Annotated in this window: 15 protein-coding genes; 3 read left to right on the top strand and 12 right to left on the bottom strand. The window is 70.7% G+C overall.

The annotated features are described in order from the left end of the window. Positions 1-111: 111 nt before the first annotated feature. From tpiA to OG622_RS37585, 12 genes are all read right to left on the bottom strand, one after another. Positions 112-900 carry a triose-phosphate isomerase gene (tpiA, locus tag OG622_RS37640; RefSeq protein WP_371581092.1) on the bottom strand — a complete coding sequence of 263 codons (789 nt, stop codon included), beginning with the start codon at positions 898-900 and terminating at the stop codon, positions 112-114. 6 nt (positions 901-906) lie between these two features. Beyond that, positions 907-2,118, bottom strand: a complete 1,212-nt coding sequence (pgk, locus tag OG622_RS37635; protein ID WP_371581091.1) for a phosphoglycerate kinase — start codon at positions 2,116-2,118, stop codon at positions 907-909. 134 nt (positions 2,119-2,252) lie between these two features. Then, complete coding sequence (gene gap, locus OG622_RS37630; protein WP_371581090.1) at positions 2,253-3,263, bottom strand: type I glyceraldehyde-3-phosphate dehydrogenase; 1,011 nt, start codon at positions 3,261-3,263, stop codon at positions 2,253-2,255. A 268-nt stretch (positions 3,264-3,531) separates the two neighbouring features. Continuing rightward, positions 3,532-6,486, bottom strand: a complete 2,955-nt coding sequence (locus tag OG622_RS37625) for a M14 family zinc carboxypeptidase (protein ID WP_371581089.1) — start codon at positions 6,484-6,486, stop codon at positions 3,532-3,534. A 178-nt stretch (positions 6,487-6,664) separates the two neighbouring features. Beyond that, the gene (gene whiA / locus OG622_RS37620; protein WP_371581088.1) at positions 6,665-7,654 is read right to left on the bottom strand and encodes a DNA-binding protein WhiA; all 990 of its coding nucleotides are present in this window, start codon (positions 7,652-7,654) and stop codon (positions 6,665-6,667) included. Further along, positions 7,645-8,715, bottom strand: coding sequence for a uridine diphosphate-N-acetylglucosamine-binding protein YvcK (gene yvcK / locus OG622_RS37615; RefSeq protein WP_371581087.1), 1,071 nt, complete (start codon positions 8,713-8,715; stop codon positions 7,645-7,647). The genes whiA and yvcK overlap by 10 nt, the downstream gene beginning before the upstream one ends. Further along, positions 8,712-9,611 (bottom strand): RNase adapter RapZ, encoded by a 900-nt coding sequence (gene rapZ, locus OG622_RS37610; protein WP_371581086.1) that lies wholly within the window; start codon positions 9,609-9,611, stop codon positions 8,712-8,714. Before rapZ ends, yvcK begins: the two co-directional genes overlap by 4 nt. Before the next feature lie 167 nt (positions 9,612-9,778). Continuing rightward, positions 9,779-11,911 carry an excinuclease ABC subunit UvrC gene (gene uvrC / locus OG622_RS37605; RefSeq protein ID WP_371581085.1) on the bottom strand — a complete coding sequence of 711 codons (2,133 nt, stop codon included), beginning with the start codon at positions 11,909-11,911 and terminating at the stop codon, positions 9,779-9,781. A 160-nt stretch (positions 11,912-12,071) separates the two neighbouring features. Next, on the bottom strand, positions 12,072-12,743 hold the full coding sequence (locus tag OG622_RS37600) for a response regulator (RefSeq protein ID WP_371581084.1): 672 nt from the start codon (positions 12,741-12,743) through the stop codon (positions 12,072-12,074). A gap of 307 nt (positions 12,744-13,050) precedes the next feature. After that, complete coding sequence (locus tag OG622_RS37595; RefSeq protein WP_371584345.1) at positions 13,051-15,747, bottom strand: PAS domain S-box protein; 2,697 nt, start codon at positions 15,745-15,747, stop codon at positions 13,051-13,053. A gap of 135 nt (positions 15,748-15,882) precedes the next feature. Beyond that, positions 15,883-17,286, bottom strand: a complete 1,404-nt coding sequence (locus tag OG622_RS37590; protein WP_371581083.1) for an ABC transporter substrate-binding protein — start codon at positions 17,284-17,286, stop codon at positions 15,883-15,885. Further along, positions 17,283-18,677 carry an ABC transporter substrate-binding protein gene (locus tag OG622_RS37585; RefSeq protein WP_371581082.1) on the bottom strand — a complete coding sequence of 465 codons (1,395 nt, stop codon included), beginning with the start codon at positions 18,675-18,677 and terminating at the stop codon, positions 17,283-17,285. Before OG622_RS37585 ends, OG622_RS37590 begins: the two co-directional genes overlap by 4 nt. A gap of 205 nt (positions 18,678-18,882) precedes the next feature. Between OG622_RS37585 and OG622_RS37580 the strand changes: the two genes are divergently transcribed. From OG622_RS37580 to OG622_RS37570, 3 genes are all read left to right on the top strand, one after another. Continuing rightward, positions 18,883-19,257 (top strand): response regulator, encoded by a 375-nt coding sequence (locus tag OG622_RS37580; RefSeq protein WP_371581081.1) that lies wholly within the window; start codon positions 18,883-18,885, stop codon positions 19,255-19,257. Positions 19,258-19,478: 221 nt separating this feature from the next. Further along, positions 19,479-20,456 (top strand): hypothetical protein, encoded by a 978-nt coding sequence (locus OG622_RS37575; RefSeq protein ID WP_371581080.1) that lies wholly within the window; start codon positions 19,479-19,481, stop codon positions 20,454-20,456. A gap of 102 nt (positions 20,457-20,558) precedes the next feature. Continuing rightward, entirely contained in the window at positions 20,559-21,470 is a 912-nt protein-coding gene (locus OG622_RS37570; protein WP_371581079.1) for a carbohydrate kinase, read from the top strand. Positions 21,471-21,530: the final 60 nt, after the last annotated feature.

Below are 21,530 nucleotides of genomic sequence, written 5' to 3'. Positions count from 1 at the left end.
CCTCGGATCTGGATAGACGACGGGAGGGCCGGGACCGGTCGGCGAGTTCGACACTCGCTTACTGGGCCTCGGCCCCCCGCAAGAGTACGACGTTACGCCGCTAAGGCCTACTCACTGGTCACGGAAGCGCACGATCTTGACGAACTCGTCGGCGTCCAGGGAGGCACCGCCGACGAGGGCGCCGTCGATGTCGGCCTTGGCCATGATCTCGGCGACGTTGCCGGCCTTGACCGAGCCGCCGTACTGGATACGGATCTGGTCGGCGGTCTCCTGGGAGTACAGCTCGGCCAGCTTGCCGCGGATGGCCGCGCAGACCTCCTGGGCGTCCTCGGCGCCGCAGACCTTGCCGGTGCCGATGGCCCAGACGGGCTCGTAGGCGATCACGACGGTCTCGGCGTGCTCGGCGGAGACGTCCTTGAGGCCGCCCTCGACCTGGGCGAGCGTGTGGGAGACGTGGTTGCCCGCCTCGCGGACCTCCAGTTCCTCACCGACGCACAGGATCGGGGTAAGGCCGTGCTTGTAGGCGGCCTTGACCTTGGCGTTGACGATCTCGTCGGTCTCGTCGTGGTACTGACGGCGCTCGGAGTGGCCGATCGCCACGAAGGTGCACTTGAGCTTGGCCAGCATCGGGCCGGAGATCTCGCCGGTGTAGGCGCCCGAGTCGTGGGCCGAGACGTCCTGGGCGCCGTACTTGATCTTGAGCTTGTCGCCGTCGACCAGGGTCTGGACCGAGCGCAGGTCGGTGAAGGGCGGCAGGACCGCGACCTCACAGGCCTCGTAGTCCTTGTCGGCGAGGGCGAAGGCGAGCTTCTGGACGTGCGCGATGGCCTCGAGGTGGTTGAGGTTCATCTTCCAGTTGCCGGCCATCAGGGGCAGGCGGCCCTGTTCCGTAGCGGTCATTGAGGGTCAGTCCTCCAGTGCGGCGAGCCCGGGGAGCGTCTTGCCCTCGAGGTATTCGAGGGAGGCGCCACCGCCGGTCGAGATGTGGCCGAATGCGTTCTCGTCGAAGCCCAGGATGCGCACGGCCGCGGCGGAGTCTCCGCCGCCGACGACCGTGAAGGCCTTGGAATCGAGGAGAGCCTGGGCGACCGCCTTGGTGCCCTCGGCGAAATCGGGGTGCTCGAAGACGCCCATGGGGCCGTTCCAGAAGACGGTGGCGGCGTCGGCGATCTTCGAGGCGTACAGCGCGCCGGACTCCGGACCGATGTCCAGGCCCATCCGGTCGGCCGGCATGGCGTCCGCGGCGACCGCGGCGGGATCGGCCGGAGCCTTGCTCTTCAGGTCCGGGAACGCGGGCGCGACGACGGTGTCGACGGGCAGGACCAGCTCGACACCGATCCGCTCCGCGCGCTCCACGTACTCGGTGACGGCGGCGAGCTGGTCCTCCTGCAGGAGGGAGCTGCCGATCTCGTAACCCTTGGCCTTGAGAAAGGTGTACGCCATGCCGCCACCGATGAGGATGCGGTCGGCCTTGCCGAGCAGCTGGTCGATGACGGCCAGCTTGTCGGACACCTTGGCGCCGCCGAGTGCGACCACGTAGGGGCGCTGGACGTCGTCGGTGAGCTTCTTCAGGACGCCGACCTCGGTGGCGATGAGGTACCCGGCGTAGTGCGGCAGACGGGCCGGCAGGTCGAAGACCGAGGCGTGCTTGCGGTGCACGGCGCCGAAGCCGTCGCCCACGTAGACGTCGGCGAGGGCGGCCAGCTGGTCCGCGAACGCGCCGCGCTCGGCGTCGTCCTTGGACGTCTCACCGGCGTTGAAGCGGAGGTTCTCGACGACCGCGACCCGGCCGTCGGTCAGGCCCTCGACCGTGGCGGCGGCGGACTCACCGACCGTGTCCGTCGCGAACGCCACGTCGGCGCCGAGGAGTTCACCGAGGCGCGCGGCGGCGGGGGCGAGGGAGAAGGCCGGGTCCGGGGCGCCCTTGGGGCGGCCCAGGTGGGAGGCGACGACGACGCGCGCGCCCGCCTCGGCCAGCGCCCTGACGGTGGGCAGCACGGCGCGGATGCGGCCGTCGTCGGTGATGGTCGTGCCGTCGAGAGGCACATTGAGGTCGGCGCGGACGAAGACCCGCTTGCCGGCGACTGGCTCGGCGAGGAGTTCGTCGATCGTCTTCATGGAGAGGGCTCCCGAGGAGGACTTGTGGTGCTCGTGATCGTAAGAGGCCGCATGGGTACGCGAGTCAGGGCCCGGGCGGCGCGTCCCTGCGCCGCACGAGCCCTGACTTCACATGGAGGTGCCTGCTCTGTCGGTCAGAGCTGCGCGCCGACGAAGACCGTGAGGTCGACGAGGCGGTTGGAGTAGCCCCACTCGTTGTCGTACCAGCCGAGGATCTTCACCGTGTTGCCCTCCTGGACCATGGTCAGGGAGGAGTCGAAGGTGCAGGAGGCCGGGTCGCCGACGATGTCCGAGGAGACGATCTCGTCCTCGGTGTAGGTCAGGTAGCCCTTGAGGTCGCCGTCGTCGGAGGCCTTCTTGAACGCGGCGTTGACCTCGTCCTTGGTGACCTCGCGCTGCAGCGTCACGACCAGGTCGGTGGCCGAGCCGGTCGGGACCGGGACGCGCATCGCGATGCCGTCGAGCTTGCCCTTGAGCTGCGGGAGGACCAGCGCGGTGGCCTTCGCGGCACCCGTGGTGGTCGGGATGATGTTCTCGGCGGCGGCGCGGGCGCGACGCAGGTCCGAGTGCGGGAAGTCCAGGATGCGCTGGTCGTTGGTGTACGCGTGGACCGTCGTCATCAGACCCTTGACGATGCCGAAGTTCTCGTCGAGGACCTTGGCCATCGGCGCCACACAGTTGGTGGTGCAGGAGGCGTTGGAGATGACGTGGTGGTTCGCCGGGTCGTACTTGTCCTGGTTGACGCCCATCACGATGGTGATGTCCTCGTCCTTGGCCGGAGCCGAGATGAGGACCTTCTTCGCGCCGCCTGCGAGGTGCTTCGCGGCGTCGGCCTTCTTCGTGAAGATGCCGGTGGACTCGATCACGATGTCGACGCCCAGGTCGCCCCACGGAATGTCCGCGGGGTTGCGCTCGGAGAGCACCTTGATGGTGTGGCCGTCCACGGTGATCGTGTCGGCGGTGTGCGACACCTCGGCCTTGAGACGGCCCAGGATGGTGTCGTACTTCAGGAGGTGTGCGGTGGTCGCGGTGTCACCCAGGTCGTTGACAGCCACGATCTCGATGTCAGCACCCTGCTCCAGCAGCGCGCGGAAGTAGTTACGACCGATGCGGCCAAAGCCGTTGATGCCTACGCGGATCGTCACGAACCGATCTCCTCGTGGTACGCCGGCTCAGTGCCGGCGAGCTGTATGGGATGTCCCCGACCGCCTACGACCCTACCTCCCCCGGGCCCGTCGAGTGACATCGAGATGCCCTATACATGCCGGTGCGGTCCGTACCCGTCGGTAGGGGTACGGACCGCCCTGGTTTTGCAAGCTGATTACCTTTTGAGCGGCCCCCCGATCATCTGATTCCAGACGTCCGGAGGGCCGCTCACGAGGCGTTCTCTCAGCCGTTCGACGCAGTCGGCGCTCAGTTCTTCAGAGCCGTCAGCGCCTTGCCGAGCAGTGCCTTGCGGTCGGCCGCCGCGGGGACCTGCTCCAGGCCGAAGCCCAGCAGCACCGTGTCGTCCGTGGTGACCGCGCCATAGGTCTTGAAGAGTTCACCCGACAGGCCCCAGTCCTTCACCACCGCCGGGCTGCCCGCGGGCGGGCCGGGGGTGCTCCAGGCACCGAGCGACGTCTCGAAGCCCTCGACCGCGCCGGGCGTGCCGCCGATGACGACGGTGGCGTTGTCGGCCAGGACTCCGCGACCGCCGGAGCCGGGGTCGGTGACGTAGCTGAGCGACACCTCGACCTTCTTCCCGGCGTACGCGGAGAGGTCGAACTCGACCTGCTGCCAGCCGTCCGAGGCCCCGGTGAAGCTGTTCCAGGAGCCGCTGGTGCCGCTGGGCGTGCAGCCCCCCGAGCCCAGGGTCAGGTACCGCTTCAGGGCCGGGTGGCCCTGGATGAAGTACCCGGCCTCGCACTCGACGGGCACGGTGGTGGAGGTGGCGCCGCCGGCCTCCGGCAGCGTCGTCCAGTCGTCCGCCCCGGCCGTGTGCGCCTCAAGGAGAGCGTGGTCGTAGCCCTCCTCCGTGCTCCATAGGAGCTGGGTGCGCAGGGCGGGCTTGTCGGCCGCGCTCACCGAGGTGAGGTCGATGGTGCGGGTGAGGCGGTTCCAGGCGTAGTCGGTGTGCGTGGCGGCCGCCATGGACGCGCCCTCGTACGGGCCGTACGGGTTGACGGTCCCGGGGTACTGGCCCGCGCCGGCGCTCTTGAACTGCGGGAACGTCTCCACGGGCAGGGCGTCCGAGGTGACGCCGAACGATCCGGCGGTGTTCAGCGGATTCCCGGGCGCGTCGCCGAGCGTCCCGGTGAAGCCGCCGAGCTTGGCGAGGCCCGCGAAGGCGGTGGCGTTCGGCAGGGAGGTACGGCTGTAGGCACCCAGGTAGTACTGGCTGAAGTCGTTCGACAGGGTGCCGCCGCCGAGGTCGACGGAGCCGCCGGCGCTCTCGCCCGCCTCGATCAGCTTGCCGCCCTCATTCAGGTAGGCGCGCAGTTCGAGCTGGGTGGCGATGCCGGGGCGGACGGCGCCCGTGTAGTGCACGACCTGCTTGAAGTGCTCCAGTACGCCGAGCGCGTCGGGGGCGCCCTGGGTCGCGACGTCCCAGACGAGCGCCTTCTTGCCGTTGGCCTTCAGCGCGTCGACGTAGGCCTGCGTCTGGGTCGCGGTCGCGCCCTCCTCGGCGACGACGAGCGTGTCGGCCTTGGGCCGTTCGGCGATCGTGTACGTGAAGCGCTCACTGGTGGTGGGCTTGCCGCTCTTCGTCTCGCCGGTGAACCAGACCTCGACCTTGTCGCCCGGCTCGCCGTCCCGCACCTTGGCCCGGTACTCGTCGAACCAGAGGTTGTCCTCGCCGCCGAACGTCTCACCGCCCTTCCAGGGCTTGAGCCTCTGGTCGTACGTACGGCCGCGGCTGTTGATCCGGTACTTCAGCTCCTTGTCCTCCACGGACTTGCGGGCGACGACGGAGATCTCCTGCTTCTTGCCGCGCGAGTACGACGTGCCGAAGGAGGCCGGGGTGAAGTCGGGGGCGTCGAGGCCGACCGAGGACTTCGGCCGGTCGGGAGTGACGGCGGACTCGGCGACGGAGAGCGCGAACGGGATGTTCTTCGCGAACTCCTGCTGGATCAGCTTCTCGTCGTCCGGGAACGTGAAGACGGAGGCGCAGTCCTCGGGCTTCCAGGCATCGCCCGGATCGATGTCCGACGCGGTCTGGCAGGTCGACATCTCGGGGGTGAACATCGCCGTGCCGTTGACGTTGGCCGCGTGGCCGTCCGCCTCACCGTTGGTGGTGTACAGCTCGGAGGAGAGCTGGGGGTGGTAGCCGGAGACCGCGGGGTTCTCCGGGGTACCGGCCAGCGCCTTGTAGAGCACGTCGTCCGGGGTGGGGCTGGCCACCTGCCAGCCGACCCCGTAGAGGATGAGTTCGGCGGCGGAGTGGTAGTTGATGCCGTACTCGAAGTCGATGCGCTTCTCGAAGGCGTCCAGGGCCTTTGTCTCGGGCTCCGAGTTGGGGCCGCCGCCGCGGTAGGTCTCGCTGGTGGGGAACGGGGACGAGCCCTCGTTGTCGTAGCCCCACTTGTAGGCGAAGTTGCGGTTGAGGTCGACGCCGTCGCCGACGGTGATGGCGTTGTCGCCGTTGACGTCCCGCACGTTCTTGCGCCACTGACGGTTGGCGGCGTCCCGGTGCGTGAAGTCGTAGCCGTCCGGGTTGGCGGAGATCACGAACCACAGCTCGGTGGAGTCGACGATCTTCTTGATCCGCTTGTCCGTCTTGTAGTTGTCCAGGTAGTGGTGCATCAGACGCCGGGTCATCTCCGGCGTGATCCACTCACGCGCGTGCTGGTTGGACATGTACAGCACGGACGGCTTGACGCCGTCCTTCGTCTTCTTCGCGTCCTTGGTCAGTTTGACCGCGAGGATGTCCTGCCCCTGAAGGGACTTGCCCAGGGAGACCACCTTGGCCAGGGAGGGGTTCTCCTGCCCCGTACGAAGGATCTCCTCCTTGAGGCCGCCGGCGCCGCTGTACGGGCGGTAGACCCCCTCGGCGGCGGCGTCCACACGCGCCTCCGCCTTGCGCGTGAGCTGGTGCTCCCTGAGCTCGACGCCCTGCTCCTCCAGAGCGTCCGCCTGCTTGTCGGTGAGGTAGACCTCCACCGACGCGGTGCCCTTCTCCGGCGCCTGCTCGCTGAGTTCGTGACCGTCCTGTCCGGCCGCGAGCAGCAGCGGTATCTGCTTCTTCGTCACCTCGGCGCGGAAGACCTTGACTTCCTCGGTGTCGGAACCGTCGTTCTCGGCAGCCTGGGCCAGCGGTGCGAGTCCCGCACCACCGCCCAGCAGGAGCGCGCCGGCGGCGAGGATCGATCTCGCTCTTCGTCTCATGAGCCCCCCTTGCGTGGTTCGCCCCACTAGCGAACAGACGCCAGGCTCATGTCAGATCTGAGCCAAGTCAAGGAGGCCTCACAGGCCAATCACGAAATTCACGCAGAAAGCGGAGAACCGGTGCCGACGGCCCCAAGTGGGCCTCGGCACCGGCGAGTTGAGCTCTTCTGGCGTCCTGTCACCCCACCAGGTTTTCGGCCATCTCCTCGGTGATGCTGGCCTCGGTCCCCGGGATGCCGATGTCCGACGCGCGCTTGTCGGCCATGGCCAGCAGCCGGCGGATCCGGCCCGCGACGGCGTCCTTGGTGAGCGGCGGGTCGGCGAGCGCGCCCAACTCCTCGAGGGAGGCCTGCTTGTGCTCCATGCGCAGCCGCCCGGCGGCCGCGAGGTGCTCGGGGACGTCGTCGGCGAGGATCTCCAGGGCTCGGCCCACGCGAGCACCGGCCGCGACGGCGGCGCGGGCCGAGCGGCGCAGGTTGGCGTCGTCGAAGTTGGCGAGCCGGTTCGCCGTGGCCCGGACCTCGCGGCGCATCCGCCGCTCCTCCCACGCCAGCACGGACTCATGGGCGCCGAGGCGGGTCAGGAGCGCGCCGATCGCGTCTCCGTCCCGTACGACGACCCGGTCCACGCCCCGTACCTCGCGGGCCTTCGCCGCGATCGACAGCCGCCGGGCGGCGCCGACCAGGGCGAGAGCCGCCTCCGGCCCCGGGCAGGTCACCTCCAGGGAGGACGAGCGGCCGGGCTCGGTGAGCGAGCCGTGGGCGAGGAACGCGCCGCGCCAGGCCGCCTCGGCATCGCAGGTGGCCCCGGAGACGACCTGCGGGGGCAGGCCGCGGATCGGCCGGCCCCGGCCGTCCACCAGGCCGGTCTGCCGGGCCAACTGGTCACCGCCGGCGACCACCCGGACGACGTAACGGGAACCGCGACGCAGTCCGCCGGGTGCCATCACGATCAGTTCGGAACTGTGGCCGAAGATCTCCAGGATGTCCCGCTTGAGTCTGCGGGCCGCCATCGCGGTGTCTAGCTCCGCCTCGATCACGATGCGTCCGCTCACCAGGTGCAGCCCGCCCGCGAACCGCAGGATCGCCGAGACCTCCGCCTTTCTGCAGCAGGTCCGGGTGACGGGTAGCCGGGAGATCTCGTCCTTCACCGCTGCCGTCATCGCCATGGGCCGATCCTTCCATGCATCCGAAAAATACGGTCGTACGCGGCGGCCAACAGCTCCGGGTCGTGCCGCGGAGATCCATCGGTCCGGGCCACCGGCGCCAGCTCGACCGCGGCGCCGAACCGTTTGGCGGCTTCGGTCAGGGAATCGCGGTCGGGCACGGCGGCCTCGTCGGCCAGCACCACGTCCAGGGCGAGTTTAGGGGCGTGTCGTCCCAAAACCTCCAAATGACGCTGCGGGGAGAAGCCATCGGTTTCTCCCGGCTGCGGGGCGAGGTTCAGCGACAGCACGAGTCGGGCCTTGGTCTCGGTGAGGGCGTCGAGCAGTTCGGGCACGAGCAGGTGCGGGATCACCGAGGAGAACCAGGAGCCGGGACCGAGCACCACCCAGTCGGCGTCGAGCACCGCCGCCACGGCCTCGGGCACGGCGGGCGGGTCGTGCGGCACGACGTGCACGGACTGCACCTCGCCGGGGGTGAGTGCCACGTTGGCCTGCCCCCGGACGGTGTCGACGTCGTCCGGGCGCGCCGGATCGTGCCCCTTGACCAGGGCCTGGAGCTCCAGCGGTACGGCCGACATGGGCAGCACACGGCCCTGGGCGCCCAGCAGCCTGCCGACCAGGTCGAGGGCCTGGACGTGGTCGCCGAGCTGCTCCCACAGGGCGACGATCAGCAGATTGCCGACCGCGTGTTCGTGCAGGTCCCCCTGGGACTGGAAGCGGTGCTGGATGACGCGGGCCCAGGTCTGGCCCCAGTCGTCGTCCCCGCACAGCGCGGCCAGCGCCTTGCGCAGGTCGCCGGGCGGCAGGACACCCAGCTCGTCCCGGAGGCGTCCGCTGGAGCCGCCGTCGTCGGCCACGGTGACGACGGCGGTGAGGTCGCCGGTGATCCGACGGAGGGCGGCGAGCGAGGCGGACAGGCCCATGCCGCCGCCGAGCGCGACGACCTTGGGCTGGGCGCCCCGGCGGCGCGGCCGGGCCCCGCGGGCCTCGGCTGGTCTGTTCGCGCGGCCCTCGGGGGCGACCCGGCGCAGCCTGCTCAGCCGCGCCGTGGTGCGTCCGGTCACTCGCGCCCCATGTCCCGGTGCACGACCACGGTCTCGACGCCCTGGGAGGCGAGGCGGGCGGCGAGCTTCTCGGAGGTGGCGACCGAGCGGTGCTTGCCGCCGGTGCAGCCGACCGCGATGGTCACGTACCGCTTGCCCTCGCGGCGGTAGCCGGCGGCGATCATCTGGAGCAGCTCGGTGTAGCGGTCGAGGAACTCCTTGGCGCCGGGCTGGTTGAAGACGTACGCGGAGACCTCCTCGTTGAGGCCGGTGTACGGGCGCAGCTCCGGGACCCAGTGCGGGTTGGGCAGGAAGCGCATGTCCACGACCAGGTCGGCGTCGACCGGGAGGCCGTACTTGAAGCCGAAGGACATGACGGTGGCCCGCAGCTCGGGTTCCTCGTCGCCGGCGAACTGGGCGTCCATCTTCGCGCGCAGCTCGTGCACGTTCAGGCTGGAGGTGTCGATGACCAGGTCGGCGTCGCCGCGCAGCTCGCGCAGCAGTTCCCGCTCGGCGGCGATGCCGTCGGTGATGCGGCCGTCGCCCTGGAGGGGGTGCGGGCGGCGGACCGACTCGAAGCGGCGCACCAGGGCGTCGTCGGAGGACTCCAGGAAGACGACGCGCCGCGTGACGTGCTTCGTCGCCAGGTCGGCGAGGGAGTCGCGGAGGTTGTCGAAGAAGCGGCGGCCGCGGACGTCGACGACGACCGCGATCCGGGCCACGTTTCCCTGGGAGCGGGCGCCGAGCTCCACCATGGTGGGGATCAGCGCGGGTGGCAGGTTGTCGACGACGAACCAGCCGAGGTCCTCCAGACACTTGGCGGCCGTCGACCGTCCGGCGCCGGACATGCCGGAGATGATGACCAGCTCGGGGATGGCCGCCTCGGGGACCCCGGCTGTTTCGATGCCCGTACTCACGTGTGCTCCGTCTTCCTGTGGCGCCGGGTGCTGCGGGGTATCGTCGTCCGCCGCGCTGTGGGCTTCCCCGCGCTCCGCTGTGTGCTCGTGGTGCTGTTCTTCTGGACGCTCTGAGTGCTCCGGGAGGTCTGGCTGCTCCGGGAGGTCTCGTCGCTCGTCGTGCTCGGTCATGTCTCCTGCCCTCGCCGCCGGTCCGGGGCGCCCGCGGCCACGGACTCCCCAGAGGGGTCCGCCGTCGTACCGGGCTCCTCTTCCTCCATGATCTCTCCAGTGGCCGTGTTCACGGCGGGTGCGGCCGGAGCCGCCTGGGCTAGGGCCGCGGCGATCGTCTCGGCCGTCTTGCGGCCTATGCCGGGAACTTCGCAGATCTGGTCGATCGTCGCGGAACGCAGCTTCTTCAGCGAGCCGAAGTGCTTCAGCAGGGTCTGCTTGCGAGCCTCCCCGAGGCCGGGCACCTCGTCCAAGGGGCTCGCCCGGAAACGCTTGGCGCGTTTGGCGCGCTGGTAGGTGATGGCGAAGCGGTGGGCCTCGTCGCGGACCCGCTGGAGCAGGTAGAGGCCTTCGCTGGTGCGGGGCAGGACCACCGGGTCGTCGTCGCCGGGCACCCAGACCTCCTCCAGGCGCTTGGCGAGGCCGCACACGGCGATGTCGTCGATGCCCATCTCGTCGAGTGCCCGCCGCGCGGCGGCCACCTGCGGCTGACCGCCGTCGACGACGACGAGCTGAGGCGGGTAGGCGAACCGCTTGGGACGGCCGTCGTCGTCCTTGAGACCGCCGGCGGGGCCGCCGAGACCGTCATCGGAGCCGCCGAGGCCGCCGGCGGGACCGTCGAGACCGTCACCGGATGCACCCAGGTCGCCCTGCGCGGTGGAGTCGTCCTCCACCCACTCGCCGGTCCTCTCCTTCTCCGCGAGGTAGCGCTTGAAGCGGCGGGTGATCACCTCGTGCATGGAGCGGACGTCGTCCTGGCCCTCGAACCCCTTGATCTGGAAGCGGCGGTACTCGCTCTTGCGGGCCAGCCCGTCCTCGAAGACGACCATGGAGGCCACGACGTCGTCGCCCTGGAGGTGGGAGATGTCGTAGCACTCGATCCGGAGGGGGGCGCTGTCGAGGTCGAGGGCCTCGGCGATCTCCTCCAGCGCGCGGGAGCGGGTCGTGAGGTCGGAGGCGCGCTTGGTCTTGTGCAGGACGAGCGACTGGTGGGCGTTGCGTGCGACGGTCTCCATGAGCGACTTCTTGTCGCCGCGCTGCGGGATGCGCAGGGAGACATTGGCCCCGCGGCGGCCGGTGAGCCACTCCTGGACGGGCCCGACGGGGTCGGGCAGCGCAGGGACGAGGACCTCCTTGGGCACGGAGTCGCCGGTCTCCTCGCCGTACAGCTGCTGGAGCGCGTGTTCGACGAGATCACCGGTGGTGACGGCCTCGACCTTGTCGGTGACCCAGCCGCGCTGGCCGCGCACGCGTCCGCCGCGTACGTGGAAGATCTGGACGGCCGCCTCCAGCTCGTCCTCGGCGACCGCGATCAGGTCGGCGTCGGTCGCGTCGGCGAGGACGACCGCGTTCTTCTCCATCGCCTTCTTCAGGGCCTCGATGTCGTCGCGCAGGCGGGCGGCGCGCTCGTACTCCATCTCCTCGGCCGCGTCGGTCATCTGCTTCTCCAGACGACGGATGTACGTGCCCGTGCGCCCCGTCATGAAGTCGCTGAACTCGTCGGCCAGTTCGCGGTGGTCCTCGGCGGAGATCCGCTCGACGCAGGGGGCCGAGCACTTGCCGATGTAGCCGAGCAGACAGGGCCGGCCGGTACGGGCCGCGTTCTTGAAGACCCCGGCCGAGCATGTGCGCACGGGAAAGACGCGCAGCAGCAGATCGACCGTGTCCCGGATCGCCCACGCGTGCGCGTACGGCCCGAAATACCGGACGCCCTTCTTCTTGTGACCGCGCATCACCTGCACGCGCGGGTACTGCTCGTTCATCGTGACCGCGAGGTACGGGTAGCTCTTGTCGTCGCGGTACTTGACGTTGAACCGGGGGTCGTACTCCTTGATCCAGGAGTACTCCAGCTGGAGCGCCTCGACCTCCGTGGACACCACGGTCCACTCCACGGAGGCAGCCGTGGTGACCATCGTGCGGGTGCGCGGGTGGAGGCCGGTCAGGTCCTGGAAGTAGTTGGCCAGGCGCTGACGCAGGCTCTTCGCCTTCCCGACGTAGATCACCCGACGGTGCTCGTCGCGGAACCTGTACACCCCGGGGGAGTCCGGAATCTGCCCCGGACTGGGGCGGTAGCTGGAGGGATCGGCCATGCTCCACACCCTACTGGCGCCCGCTGACATCACGGAGCGCCTGCGGACAAGGGCCGGGCCTCCACGGGGCACGGGACCTGTGCCGGTATGCGGCTCCACCGCGTGGGCGGGGCCGGCCGTCCGCGACCCGCGCCCGCCGAACGACCGTCGTCCCCGAGCTCTAGCGCGTCTCCAGGAACGTCAGCACGGCCAGAACCCGCCGATGGTCATCCGGCTCCTCGGGCAGCCGGAGCTTGCCCAGGATGCTCCGCACATGCTTCTCGATCGTCCCCTCGGTCACCCACAGCCGTCTCCCGATCCCCGCATTGGAGCGCCCCTCGGCCATGAGGCCGAGCACCTCCCGCTCACGGTTGCTGAGCATGGACAGCGGATCGTCACGACGCTGCGCGGCCACCAGCTCCTGCACCAGCGACGGATCGATCACCGAACCACCCCGGTGGATGCGGTCGAGGGTCTCCAGGAACTCGTCCACGACAGTGATCCGGCTCTTGAGCAGATAGCCGATACTGCGCCCCCCGGCCAGCAGCTCCAACGCGTCCTCGACCTCGACGAACGCCGACAGGACCAGGATGCCGACCGACGGATACCGTTCCCGGATGGTGCCAGCGGCCTTCAACCCCTCCGTGGACTGGGTCGGCGGCATCCGAATGTCGACGATCGCGATGTCCGGAAGTTCCGTCTCGACGAGGTCCAGGAGCCCGCCGGCGTCGCCGGCCTGGCCCACGACCTCGTAGCCGACGCGCTCGCACAGGCTCGCCAGCCCCTCCCGCAGGAGCACGTCGTCGTCCGCGAGCACCACCCGCCCGCGCACCGGATGTTGATCGGCCTCCATGCTCTCGGTCTCCCCCTTGCCCGACCTGTCCCGTTCGTCCCAACAGCCTGCCTGAACATGGGTCTTACGGCTAGCCGGAAGCCTAGTTGGGGGAGGGCCGGGAAGACACCTGCACGTTTGCCCGCCATGCTCGCAGGTGTGCGGCCGCGGGTGGACCGGCGCCTCTGACGGGAGGCGGCGAGACATCCGCCTGCCCAGGAGCCGGACGGCCGTCTCCGCCGTCCGATTCGACCGCCCGAACGTACGCCCGTACCGAGTCCCGAACTCCCCCCTTTGAACGGGCCTCACCCGCGTACGCTTCGGGCGGTCACGCACGCGGCAGGACAGCCTCCGCGGCCGCCGCGGCCTCTTCGGGTGGTGCCAGCGGCAGGCGCACGCTCAGCGTCGTGCCGCTCCCGGGCGGGCCGGCGACCGTCAACCGGCCGCCGATCGCCTCCACCCGGTCGATGAGCCCGATCAGCCCCGACCCCTTGCCGGGGTCCGCTCCCCCGACACCGTCGTCGCGGATGACCAGCTCCAGCACTCCCGAGCGCTCCTGGGCCGCCACGGTCACCACGCTCGCGCGCGCGTGCTTGACGGCGTTGGTGAGGCTCTCGGAGGTGACGTAGTACGCGGCCACCTCGACCTGTTCCGGGAAGCGGGCACCGGCGAAGGCGAGGTCGAGTTCCACGGGGACTGCGCAGCGGCGGGCCAGGGAGCGCAGGGCTGGGCCCAGGCCGCCCCTGGAGAGAACGGACGGATGGATGCCCCGGGCCACCTGGAGCAGGTCCAGGAAGGTGTCGTCGAGGCCCTTGGCCAGATGGTCCAGCTGCTGGGCGAGTTCCGAGGAAGGGTCCTCCACCAGGGTCTCCGTCATCCGCAGCTCCAACTGCAGGGAGACCAGGCGCTGCTGGACGCCGTCGTGCAGGTCGCGTTCGATGCGGCGTCGGGAGGCGTCCCCGGCCGCGACCACGCGCGCGCGTGAGGCGGCCAGCTGGGCGCGGCTGTCGGCGTTGGCGATCGCGGTGGCGATGAGTTCGGTGAAGTCGGCGAGCCGTGACTCGGTGCCCTCGGGCAGCGGATCGAGGAGCGAGGCCGCCACGACGACTCCCCACAGCCGACCCTCGACAACGATGGGGGCGCCCACGGAGGTGCCCGAGTGGGCGGAGCCGCGGGTGCGGGCCACCTCGTCGATGGTCTTCCGGGCCGCCCCGCGGCGTGTCATACGGACGGCCTCGGCGGCCGTGCCCACGCGCGCGTGCGCGATCCCGAGGACCTTGACGCTGTTGTCGGGCTCGTAGCGCAGTACGGCCGCCGCCGTACCCAACAGGGACGCCACCTCCTCGGCCACCTTCCCGAACACGTCGGCCGGCGGCACGCCGCGCGCGACCGCGGTCGCCACCCGGCGCAGCGCGGTCTGTTCGAGCGAGGCCCGGCGGCTCTCGGTGACGTCGCGGGCGGCGGCGTAGATGAGACCCTCCTCGGGGACCGACCGGGCGCTCCACTGCAGCCAGCGCTCGGTGCCGTCGGCGCGGAGGTACCGGTTCTCGAACTCGGCGACCTCGGTGCCGCCCGCCAGCAGCGTGATGGCGTCACGGGTGATGTCCCGGTCCTCCTCGTGGACGAAGTCCAGGAGCGGCCGGGAGGTCAGCGTCTCGACCGGATAGCCCAGGGTGCGTTCGAAGGCCGGGTTGACGCGTTTGAAGTAGCCGTCGACGCCGCTGATGCAGAGCAGGTCCAGGGAAAGGTTGAAGATGCCCTCCAGTTCCTGTTCGGCCCGTCTGCGCCGGCCGTGGGCCGCGGCGAAGGACGCCATGGTGCCGTTCATGCCGCCCAGCAGCTGGGCCCAGGTGCCGTCGAAGGAGTCGACGTCGGCCCGGTGTGCGAGCCGGCCCGCGTCGATCGCCGTGTTCATGGCCCGGATCTCGCCGGCCAGCCGTTCACTGGTCACCCGCAGCTCACGGAAGGTGTCGGCGACATCGCCGAGCTCGTCGCATCCCGCGTAGCGGATGTCGTACGAGAGGTCGCCGTCCGACAGGGCGCGGGCGCCCTCGGAGACCTGCCCGAGAGGGCGGGTGATCGAGCGGCGCAGGGCCAGCGCGAGCAGGGTGACGAGGGCCAGGACGGCGAGGGAGACGCCCAGTTCGGTGAAGGCCCGGGTCCGTGTGGCGCGCAGATCGCGGTGGGCGGTGGCGTCGAGTTCGCGGGCGGCCCGGTCCTGGATGCCGCGCAGGGCGTCGACGTAGTGCTCCGAGTCGCTGAGCCAGCTGTCGTACGAGGGCCAGTCGGCGGGCCGGGGGTCGGTGTCGGCGAGCAGGTCACGGACCCTGCGGACCTCGCGTCCGGGGACCTGGAAGATCGCGGCGTGCAGTTCGGCCTTCAACTCGTCCGAGGCGGTCAGCTGAAACCTTCTGAGCTGCGATTTCTCCAGTTCGGTCCAGCGGCCCGCGGCGGCGGTGGTGTGCTTCTCGCCGGGTGTGTGGAAGAGGATGGCGAGTTCCGCCCGTTCGCTCCCGGTGGCGGCGACGGCCCGCAGCATCGCCATGTGGGCGTCGGCCGCGCGGCCCGAGGCCCGGGTGGGGCGCCCGGATTCGAGGACGGCGACTATGTCGAGCACCTTGTTCTCTATGGCCCCGTACCGCCGGGTCACGGCTTGCGCGTCCAGCGAGCCGGTGCCCGTCTGGACCCGCAGCGCGTGCAGTTGACGGCGTACGGCGTCGAGGATCCCGGCGACGTCGGGCTCCGGCTGTCGGTCGACGGCCTCCCCGAAGGCCCACCGCAGCGCGTGGTCGGTGATCCGCTGGGCCTCCGAGCGGCCGCGCAGGGTGTCCGGTTCGGCGCTCAGCCGGGCCTCGACCGCGGCGATCCGCTCGCGTGCGACGGCGCCTCCGACCTCGCTGGTCGCGAACGACACCTCGATCGCGGTGTCGAAGTCGCTCAGGGTCCGCGCCTCCTCCCACTGGGCCGTGGCGGCGAACGCGGTGAAGGACAGCAGGACGGTGACCGGCAGCAGGACGAGCAGCATCAGCTTGGGGCCGACCCGCAGCCGCGCCAGGAACGGGACGGTGCCCACGGTCGCCGCGCCGCGGCGGCCCCGCGCCCCGGCGGGGCGCGGGGCGGGAACTCGTTCGCGGGACGGTGGGCGGAGCACGGCCGGGCCTCACGGTCCGGTCGGGGGGTAGTGGCCGTGGTCCGCCAGGTCCTTGTCGACGGCACGCACCGCCTCGTCCAGCGCGGGCTGCACGGCCGCTCCCCGCATGATCTTCGCGAAGGCCCGGGCGAAGGCCTCGGTGATCGCCGGGTAGGCGGGGGTCTGCGGCCGGGGACGGGCCGTCCCGTTGCGCAGCTGTTCTATGTAGAGGCGCCCTGGGCCGCCCTCGGCGAACCTGTCGGCGCGTTCGACCGCGGTATCGGTGGCGGGTATCCCGCCGTTGACGTCGGTCATCCGCAGGATTTCGTCGGGGCGCAGCAGAAAAGCCAGAAAACGCCACACGGCGTCGCCGTCGGCCTCCCCTGCGGGCATGCCCCACTGCCAGGAACCCATGCCGGTGGCGCTGCCCGTGCCGAAGTCGGGCAGCGGCACGATCGCCACGTCGCCCGGGTGCGCCTCGCTGAACTCGCCGTACCTCCAGTGGCCGTTCCAGGACACGGGGCTTCTGCCCTTCTGGAAGGCTCCGGAGTCCTTGTTCGCGTCCACGTATCCCGCCTTCACCCAGCCCTGCAGCGTCGTCAGCGCCTCGACCGACCTCGGCCCGTTGAGCACTCCGTCGGCCGTTCGATAGGTGGAGCGGTCGATCAGGTCGCCGCCCGCCGACCACAGGGCCGGTGCGAACCCGTAGGTTCCCCATTCGGTGCCGGCCCACGGCAGCTGGAGGTCCAGCGGCCTCTCGTGGCCCAGGGTGCGCAGCTTCTTCAGGATGCCGGTGAACTCGTCGGCGGTCCAGGCATCGCCGATGCCCTTCGGGATGCGCACACCCGCCTTCTTGAGCACGGACGGCCGTACGTACAGACCGAGTCCGGAGTCGAACGTACCGAGGCCCCACAGTCTGCCCCGGTAGGTGCCCTGTTCGACGACGGAGGGGAGCAGGTCGGCGCGCAGGGACTCCGGGACGCAGGAGTCGATCGGCCTGAGGCCGCCGGCCCAGGCGTGGCTGAACAGCTTCGGGGCGTCGAAGTCGAGCAGGTCGGGCAGTTCGCCGTCGGCCGCCGCCGTGCGGACCAGGTCGTCGTAGTGGCCGGCCGGGAGGCGGACGAGCCGGACCTTCACATCGTCCTGGGAGGTGTTGAAGGCCCGCACCTGGGCCTGTACGGCCTCCCGTTCGCCGCGTGCCGCCGGCTCGTGGAACCACATCGTGATCTGCGCGGGGACGTCGATCCGCCCGTCGCAGGTCGCGTCGGAGCCCCGCCGGGTGTCCTCGTCGCCGCCCCCGCCCGCGTCGCAGCCGGCGAGCAGCAGCGCCATGCAGAGCAGAAGCGCCGGCAGGGCCCGGCGGGGTCTGTGCGAAGTACCGAGCCGACGGGGCACCCCGCGAGTACTCCGCCGGGGCACGGCGGCACGGGTCATGGTCCGCTCTTCGGGTAACCGTCGTGGGCGGCGAGATCCTGGTCGACGGCCTCGACGGCGTCGTCCAGTGTCTTCTCCGCGGGCGCCCCGGAGAAGACGATGTCGGCGACCGCGTGCGAGAAGGCGGCGGTGACCGCCGGGTACGCCGGTGTCTGCGGCCTGGGCCGGGCGGTGCCGCTCCGCAGCTGCTCGATGAACAGCCGCTCCGCGCCGTCCTCGTCGTACAGCGGGGACAGTTTCACGGCCCTCTCCGTCGCCGGGATCGCGCCGTTGGCCTCGCTCATCCTGGCCACCTGCTCCGGCCGCAACAGGTACTCCAGGAAACGCCACACCGCGTCGCCGTCGGTGCCCCCGGCGGGGATGCCCCACTGCCAGGAACCCATGCCGGTGACGGTACCCGTGCCGAAGTCGGGCAGCGGCACGATCGCCACGTCGCCCGGGTGCGCCTCGCTGAACTCGCCGTACCTCCAGTGCCCCATCCAGGAGATGGGGCTGCGGCCCTTCACGAACGCGCTCCTGTCCTTCTCCTTGTCCCTGTCGACATATCCCTCCTCCACCCAGTTCTGCATGGTGGTGAGGGCCCGTACGGTCTCCGGACTGTTCAGGTACCCGTCGGCGGTGCGGAACTCCCCGGGGTCGATGAGGTCGCCGCCCGCCGACCAGACGGCCGGTGCGAAGGCGTAGGTGTTCCACTCGTCGGCGACCTTCGAGTCGGTGAAGTTCAGGTCGAGCGGCGCCTCGTAGCCCTGCGCGCGCAGCTTGCGCAGGATCTCCGTCAGCTCGTCGGCGGTCCAGGCGTCGTCGACGCCCTTCGGCACCCGGACCCCGGCCTTCTCGAGCACCGACGGCCGTACGTACAGGCCGAGTCCGGAGTCGAAGGTGCCGACGCCCCACAACCGGTCGTCGTAGGTGCCCTGTTCACGGATGGAGGGAAGCAGGTCCTTCCGGGTCTTCGCGGGTACACAGGAGTCGATCGGCTTCAGGGTGCCGGACCAGGCGTAGCTGTAGAGATTCGGGCCGTCGAAGTCGAGCAGGTCGGGCAGGTCGCCGCTGGCCGCCGCGGACAGGACGAGGTCGGTGTACGGGCGCTGTTCGGGCAGGGTGACCAGTTCGACCCGCACCTGCCGCTGGGACCTGTTGAACTCCTTGACCTGGTTCTTCAGCGTGCTCTGCTCACCGCTCTGCCCCGCGTGGAACCACATCGTGATGTGCGCGGTGCCCTCGATCCTCCCGTCGCAGGTCGTGTCGTCCGCCGCCTTGTCGCCCTCGTCCACCCGGCCGTCCGCGTCACCGCCGCTGCACCCGGCCAGGAGCAGCACGACGGCCGCCGCACCCGACAACAGGGCACGGCGAACAGGACGTTCTCCGAGGTCCTGGCGCTGCGTGTTCATCGCACTCCCCCACTCGACCGGACGGCATCGGCCCCCACGGCGGCGACATGCTACTCCTCGTGTCACGTTCGATTCCCTCGGTGAGAGCGAACCCGTTGATCCGGCACAGGACGCCAGCACATTCCGGCTGACGGGAATCCGGCGGCGCCGACTCTTTCCCGCTAGCCGGAATGTGCGCCCGTGACCACCTTGGAAGGCTGTGAGCATGTCCATGCGCTGTCTCATCGTCGATGACAGTGCCCGGTTTCTGGAGGCCGCCCGTACGCTGCTGGAGCGCGACGGGATCCGCGTCGTCGGCGTGGCCTTCACAGGCGCGGAGGCGTTGGCAGGGGCCGCGGAGCTGGCCCCGGATCTCGTCCTTCTGGACATCGACCTCGACGGCGAGAGCGGCCTGGAGCTCGCGCCGAGGCTCGCGCGCACCGCCGCGTGCGTCATCATCCTCACCTCCACGCACCCGCTGGACGACCTCCAGGAACTCGTCGCCGCCAGTCCCGCCCGGGGATTTCTGCACAAGTCGAAGGTCTCGGGGCAGGCGCTGCGGGACCTGCTGAGGCCTGACCGCGGGTCACCAGCGCGTTGAGGATCTTGCCGATGGTGTCCGGCCATGTCACGCGTCAGGTGTTGTCGGGACCTGGTCAACACGCTTCAATGCGGGGGAACCCGGGGCAAGGAACGCCGTCGTACGGATGTGAAGACGGACGGCCGTCCAGGGCCCCCGGCGCCCCGAGCGTCCACCGGGCGCCCCATCGGCCCGCGCGGTCCGACCACCCGTCGCGCTCTTCTCTACAGAAAGGCCCCTGCATGCGGCACGCCACAGAGCACGCGGACATCGCGGCGGTCAGGGACGTCGCCACGGACGTCGCCACGGCGGAGCTGGAATCGGTCCTGCGGGGCGGTCCTTTCCATGTCGCGCTGCGCGCCGCGATAGCCGCCCGCGGCCTGCCGCTGCAACGCGTGCAGCACCATCTGTCGCGCTACGGGGTCAAGGTCGGTGTCACCAGCCTCAGTTACTGGCAGCAGGGCGCCCGGCGTCCGCAACGTCCCGAGTCGCTACGGGCCGTGCGGGCCCTGGAGGAGATCCTCCAGCTCCCGGACGAGTCGCTGATCCGGTTGCTCGCCCAGGCCGACGAGCACCCTGGCCCGGAACGCCCCGCCCGCCGCTCGTACCGCTCCGTCGTGGAGGCCTCCGGCGTCCTGGAACGGCTTTTCACCGGCCTGGAGGTGCCACTCGACGGCGGTGTCCACACCGTCGGCCACCACGAGCGGGTCCGCGTCGGCCCGTGCCGGGAGCTGCTGGGCCGCGAGTCCCAGCACATCGTGCGCGCCCACAAGGACGGTGTGGACCGCTATGTCGCCGTCCATCACGGCGACCCGGGCTGCGCGCCGGAGCGGATGGCCGTCCGCGCGCTGGAGAACTGCCGCAGCGGACGGGTGCGCTGGGACCAGGAGACGGGTGTCCTCGTCGCCGAACTCCTCTTCGACACCCGGCTGCGCAGCGGGGACACCTTCCTCTTCCGCTACGGCTTCGACGACGGCACGGCCGGTGTCTGCACCGAGTACGTCCGTGGCTTCCGGTCCACGGGCGGCCAGTACGCCCTCCAGGTCCGCTTCGACGAACGGGCCCTGCCCGTGCGCTGCCACCGCTTCAGCCAGCACTCCGCCGCGGCCCCCCGCAGCGGCCGGCAGACACTCCCCCTGAGCGGCCTTCACCGCTCGGTCCACCTCGTCGAACCACGGGTACGGCCGGGGATCGTGGGGATCGGCTGGGACTGGGAGTGACCGGCCGCGAGGTGTGGGGCCAGCGCCGACATGACCGGCCGACGCGGTGCGCACGCCCTTTGCGATACTTCCGGCCGAGAGCCCCGAGGAAGGACCCGCCTTGTGATCGTCGTCGCCGGTGAAGCCCTGATCGACCTGGTCCCGCAGGGTGCGGGCGCACTCGTGGATCTGCGGCCGGCGCGCGGCGGCGGCCCCTACAACACGGCCGTGGCGCTCGGCCGTCTCGGCTCCCCCACCGCCTTCTGCTCCCGGGTGTCGTACGACGCCTACGGCGAGTCCCTGCTCAGCGGCCTGCGGGACGCGGACGTGGACGTGGCGTCCGTGCAGCGCGGTCCCGAGCCGACGACCCTCGCCCTGGCCTCGATCGGCGAGGGCGGCTCCGCCCAGTACTCCTTCTACGTCGAGGGCAGCGCCGACCGCCTTTTCGAGGCCCCGGCCCGGCTCCCCGCCGGCACCCGGGCCGTCTCCTTCGGCACCTGCTCACTCGTCCTGGAACCCGGCGCGAGCGCGTACGAGAAGCTGATGCACGCCACCGCCGCCCAGGGCGTGTTCACCGCCCTCGACCCCAACATCCGGCCGGGGCTGATCCCCGACGCGGGCGCCTACCGGGCCCGCTTCAGGAGTTGGCTGCCCTCGGTGTCGTTGCTCAAGCTCTCCGAGGAGGACGCGCACTGGCTGGGCGGCACCCCACGCCGGTGGCTTGACTCGGGCCCCTCTGCCGTCGTCGTCACCCGCGGCGGCGACGGCCTGACCGTCCACACCCGCGCCGGCGCGGAGCACTCCGTACCGGGCGAGAAGATCGACGTCGTCGACACCATCGGCGCCGGTGACATGGTCAACGCGGCCCTCCTCCACGGCCTGTCGGCCTGGGACGCCCTGTCCGACATGGCCCTCGCGTCCCTCGGCACCGACGACTGGACCCGCTTGCTCCGCTTCGCCGCCCGCGCGGCGGCGATCACCTGTTCCCGAGCGGGCGCGGAGCCGCCGTACGCGGCAGAGGTGGGTGAGGTCTGAGCGCTCCCACGCGCGCGGCGGCGTCCTGACCGGGCCGACCGGCGAAGGCCTCGGCCCGCG

This window comes from Streptomyces sp. NBC_01314 (assembly GCF_041435215.1).
GTDB lineage: Bacteria > Actinomycetota > Actinomycetes > Streptomycetales > Streptomycetaceae > Streptomyces.
Note: the sequence above shows the minus strand (reverse complement) of the source record. Positions and strands in the feature narration are given on the sequence as shown.

Bases quoted from the DNA above. Each gene is read 5' to 3' on its own strand.
- OG622_RS37625 (WP_371581089.1), bottom strand. From the start codon at position 6,486: ATGAGACGAAGAGCGAGATCGATCCTCGCCGCCGGCGCGCTCCTGCTG.
- pgk (WP_371581091.1), bottom strand. From the start codon at position 2,118: ATGAAGACGATCGACGAACTCCTCGCCGAGCCAGTCGCCGGCAAGCGG.
- OG622_RS37580 (WP_371581081.1), top strand. From the start codon at position 18,883: ATGTCCATGCGCTGTCTCATCGTCGATGACAGTGCCCGGTTTCTGGAG.
- OG622_RS37600 (WP_371581084.1), bottom strand. From the start codon at position 12,743: ATGGAGGCCGATCAACATCCGGTGCGCGGGCGGGTGGTGCTCGCGGAC.
- OG622_RS37575 (WP_371581080.1), top strand. From the start codon at position 19,479: ATGCGGCACGCCACAGAGCACGCGGACATCGCGGCGGTCAGGGACGTC.
- tpiA (WP_371581092.1), bottom strand. From the start codon at position 900: ATGACCGCTACGGAACAGGGCCGCCTGCCCCTGATGGCCGGCAACTGG.
- OG622_RS37595 (WP_371584345.1), bottom strand. From the start codon at position 15,747: ATGCTGCTCGTCCTGCTGCCGGTCACCGTCCTGCTGTCCTTCACCGCG.
- OG622_RS37585 (WP_371581082.1), bottom strand. From the start codon at position 18,677: ATGAACACGCAGCGCCAGGACCTCGGAGAACGTCCTGTTCGCCGTGCC.
- uvrC (WP_371581085.1), bottom strand. From the start codon at position 11,911: ATGGCCGATCCCTCCAGCTACCGCCCCAGTCCGGGGCAGATTCCGGAC.
- OG622_RS37590 (WP_371581083.1), bottom strand. From the start codon at position 17,286: ATGACCCGTGCCGCCGTGCCCCGGCGGAGTACTCGCGGGGTGCCCCGT.
- whiA (WP_371581088.1), bottom strand. From the start codon at position 7,654: ATGGCGATGACGGCAGCGGTGAAGGACGAGATCTCCCGGCTACCCGTC.